Raw genomic sequence first — 4,208 nt, 5'->3', positions numbered from 1 at the left:
GAGGCCTTGGCCGCAGCAACGCTGCGATGAACCCCGCATGAGGCGATCCTGAGCTTCTTGTCGACGATGATCCGGTCGAGCGCGGCGACCGGGCGGCGGGCGTGGAAGCTGAACCCGGTATTGGCAATCTCGAACCCCGGCAGAAACTCCTTCAGCACGCCGCCGCCCTCACGCCATTCATTGGTGTCGCCCATGATGATCGTCGGCATCGGCCGGTGGCGGCGGCGGATATGGTCGAGGATCGAGTGTACCTGCCGCTTGCGCCACAGTCCGGAGAGATCAAGGTGCATGCCGACGATGCGCACTTCCAAGCCACGAATGTCGAGCTCGGCGAGGACCGCGCCGCGCGGCTCAAGCGTCGGCAGGTCGAGCGCTTCATAGCCGGTAATCTCGACCTCGCGTTTCACCAAGATGGCGTTGCCGTGCCAGCCGAGATTCTTCGTTACGAGACCGAGCTTCGTTTCGATCTGCTCGCCGAACGGGAACGCGTGGGCGAAACGCGAATGGCTGACCCCGAACTCGACCGGTTTGTAGAGCCCATGATCGTCGATTAGTGCGTGAGGCACGGCCGAAGCGCGGGTGCCAAAGCGCTTGTCCGCCTCCTGCAGCGCGACGATGTCAGCATCGATCTCCTGCAACACGGCGAGCACGCGTCCGGGGTTGCGCCGCCGGTCGATCCCGATCGCCTTGCGCATATTATAGGAGGCGACGGTAATGGTGGGGCCGGTCATCGGGGGGACAATAGCGGGCGGACGCGGATGTTCCGAGCGCTTATCCGGCACGGATGCGCGGTCGATCGCCGCGCCGCGAGAGAACTGCCGGAATGGGGCGAGCGTTGCGGGACTGTTTCGTGTCGGCCGCCGCCTCGATCAGCGGTAGCGTCAGCGTGAAGGTCGTGCCGATGCCCACCTCGCTTTCGACGCACAGCGCACCACCCATCGCGTGCGCGAGCTGGACGCTGATCGTCAGGCCGAGCTCTGTGCCGCCGAACCGGCTGGCGATCGAGCTGTCGGCCTGCGCAAATTGATTGAATATCGGGTCGAGCTGGTCCTCCGCGATACCGATGCCACTATCGCAAACCGCAACGATGATCCGCTGGCCGAGCGCGCTGCGATCGACCGAGACCTGTACGCGGATGCTCCCCCGTTCAGTGAATTTGACGGCATTGCCGATCAGGTTGAGCAGGATCTGGCGTACGCTCAGCTGGTCGCCGATGACCCACGTGGGCACCTCGCCGTGCGTAGAAAAGGCGAGGTCGAGGCCCTTGCGCTCGGCGATCGAGTGCATCAGGCGGGTCGCATCTCCAAGCCGATGGAGTAGGTCGAACGGTTCGTTCGCAATCTGCATCTGGCCGGCTTCGATCCGCGAAATGTCGAGGATGTCGTTGAGCAGTCGCATCATCGACCGGCCCGAATCGGCGAGCATTTCGACATGGCAGCGCTGTTCGTCGCGCAATTGTCCCGCCAGCAGCAGGTCGGTAAAGCCGACGACCCCGTTCATCGGCGTGCGTATTTCATGGCTCATGTTGGCGAGGAACGTCGATTTCGCTTGCACCGCCTGCTCGGCGATCAGCGCGATATCGGTCGGGAACGGATGTTTAAGTTAGCGTTCGATTAACGACGATCAGACGTCGAGGTTGGCGACGTTCAGCGCATTGTCCTGAATGAACTCGCGGCGCGGCTCGACGACGTCGCCCATCAGGCGCGTGAAGATCTCGTCGGCGACATCGGCCTGGGTCACTTCGACGCGGAGCATCGAGCGGTTAAGCGGGTCGAGCGTGGTTTCCCACAATTGATCGGCGTTCATCTCGCCGAGCCCCTTGTAGCGCTGGATGGCGAGGCCCTTTCGCCCGGCGGCCAGGATGGCGTCGAGCAGCTGCGACGGGCGGGCGACCAGATTCTCGCCCTTGCCGATGACCAACGCATCCGCGTCCGCGTCGGCTTCGGAGTCATCGTCGCGAAGCGCGTTGCCCTCTTCGCTCCCCGGTAGCTCGTCGCTGTCAGTTTCGGCCGACGTTTCCGCCAGATCTGCGCTCTTGATCGCGATCAGCTTGCGCGCGCCGACGTATATTTCCGCCTGCTCCTGGGCAAGCGAGTGCAATTTGCGCGCTTCGGCGGAATCGATGAATGCCGCTTCGATGATGTGGTGATCGGTCACGCCGCGCCACAGCCGTTCGAAATGGAACCCCCCCTCGGCCGTCATCCGCGCGGTCCAGGCGGCTTCGGGATCGCCCTGATCGAGCCGGCGCATGACCTCTGCCAGCCGCGTCGCCCGCTCGGGCGCGCCAATCGCGGGATCGAGCGCGCCGCCGAGCGACAACGTCTCGACGATCACCGGATCGTAGCGGCGCGGGGCATAGCGCATCAGCGATCGCATCCGCCGGGCATGTTCGACCAGCGCCAGCAGCGGCGCGCCCGAGCCGATTCCGTCGAGCAGCGCCAGTTCGACCCCATTGCGGACCAGATAATCGTCGAGCGCCGCCTCGTCCTTGAGATATTCGACCGCCTTGCGGCGGGTCGCCTTGTACAGCGGCGGCTGGGCGATGAGCAGGTGGCCAGCGTCGATCAGCTCGGGCATCTGGCGATAGAAGAAGGTCAGCAACAGCGTCCGGATGTGGGCGCCGTCGACGTCGGCGTCGGTCATGATGATAATCTTGTGATAGCGCAGCTTGTCGAGGTTGAACTCCTCGCGGCCGATGCCCGTGCCCATCGCCTGGATCAGCGAGATGATCTCCTTCGACGACAGCATGCGGTCGGTCCGCGCGCGCTCGACGTTGAGGATCTTGCCGCGGATCGGCAAGATCGCCTGATATTCGCTGTTGCGTCCCGACTTGGCCGAGCCGCCGGCGGAATCGCCTTCGACGATGAACAGTTCGGAGCGGGCTGGATCGCGCTCACGGCAATCGTGCAGCTTGCCCGGCAGGCCGCCGACACCCATGACCGTCTTGCGGCTGGCGTCACGGGCCTTGCGCGCCGCCTCGCGCGCGGCGGCGGCATCGATTGTTTTCTGGACGATCGAGCGGGCGTTGGCCGGATTCTCTTCCAGCCATTCGGCCATCTTGTCACCCATCAGGCTTTCGAGCGGCTGGCGGACTTCGGACGAGACCAGCTTGTCCTTGGTCTGCGAACTGAACTTGGGGTCGGGCAGCTTGACCGAGACGATCGCGGTCAGCCCCTCGCGCATGTCGTCGCCGGTGAGGGTGACCCGTTCCTTCTTGAGCATGCCCGACTTGTCGGCATAATTGTTGATCGTGCGGGTCAGTGCGGCGCGGAACGCGGCCATGTGCGTGCCGCCGTCGCGCTGCGGGATGTTGTTGGTGAACGGCAGGACATTCTCGTAATAGCTGTCGTTCCACTCCAGCGCGACGTCGATGCCGATGCCGTCGCGGACCGCCGAAATGGCGATCGGTTCGGGGAACAGCGGAGTCTTGGCGCGGTCGAGATATTTAACGAAGGCGGCGATCCCGCCCTCATAGTACAACTCATGCTCGACCCGTTCCTCGTGGCGCGCATCGGCCAGGATCAGGCGAACGCCGGAGTTGAGGAAGGCCAGCTCGCGGTAGCGATGCTCGAGCTTTTCGAAGTCGAATTCGGTGATCTTGAAGGTCGCAGGCGACGGGAAAAAGGTCACGCGCGTGCCTTTTTTTCCTTCCGGCGCGGGGCCAACGAGCTTCAACGGCGCCACCGCGTCACCGAAGGCGAAGCGCATATTATGCTCCTCGCCGTCGCGCCAGATGGTCAGGTCAAGCCATTCGCTGAGCGCGTTGACGACCGACACGCCGACGCCGTGGAGGCCGCCTGAGACCTTATAGGCATTATCGTCGCTCGTGTTCTCGAACTTACCGCCGGCGTGGAGCTGGGTCATGATGACCTCGGCTGCACTGACGCCTTCCTCGGTATGAATTCCGGTCGGAATGCCGCGACCATTATCCTCGACCGTGACCGATCCATCGGGGTTGAGCTGGATCAGGATGCGGTCGCAGTGCCCGGCGAGCGCTTCGTCGATCGCATTGTCGCTGACCTCGAACACCATATGGTGGAGGCCCGACCCGTCGTCGGTGTCGCCGATGTACATACCCGGCCGCTTGCGCACCGCGTCGAGGCCCTTGAGCACCTTGATGCTGTCCGCGCCATATTCATTCTGATTGGGATCTTCTGCCATGCCATGGATATAGGGATTCGTGGCAGGAAGTCACGCGCGCACGCAGG

General features: G+C 63.8%; 3 protein-coding genes. All 3 read right to left on the bottom strand.

Going from position 1 to position 4,208, the window contains the following annotated elements:
- Positions 1 to 731 (bottom strand): endonuclease/exonuclease/phosphatase family protein (locus tag RMN84_RS10720; protein WP_309612162.1); only part of this gene is annotated, 731 nt, incomplete at its 3' end.
- Between the two features lie 40 nt (positions 732 to 771).
- The gene (locus RMN84_RS10715; RefSeq protein WP_309612161.1) at positions 772 to 1,554 is read right to left on the bottom strand and encodes an ATP-binding protein; all 783 of its coding nucleotides are present in this window, start codon (positions 1,552 to 1,554) and stop codon (positions 772 to 774) included.
- Between the two features lie 69 nt (positions 1,555 to 1,623).
- Positions 1,624 to 4,161, bottom strand: coding sequence for a DNA topoisomerase (ATP-hydrolyzing) subunit B (gene gyrB / locus RMN84_RS10710; protein WP_309612160.1), 2,538 nt, complete (start codon positions 4,159 to 4,161; stop codon positions 1,624 to 1,626).
- Positions 4,162 to 4,208: the final 47 nt, after the last annotated feature.

It is taken from the genome of Sphingomonas sp., assembly GCF_031380695.1.
Lineage (GTDB): Bacteria > Pseudomonadota > Alphaproteobacteria > Sphingomonadales > Sphingomonadaceae > Sphingomicrobium.
Note: the sequence above shows the minus strand (reverse complement) of the source record. Positions and strands in the feature narration are given on the sequence as shown.

Coding starts and splice junctions, on each gene's coding strand:
- gyrB (WP_309612160.1), bottom strand. CDS start 4,161: ATGGCAGAAGATCCCAATCAGAATGAATATGGCGCGGACAGCATCAAG.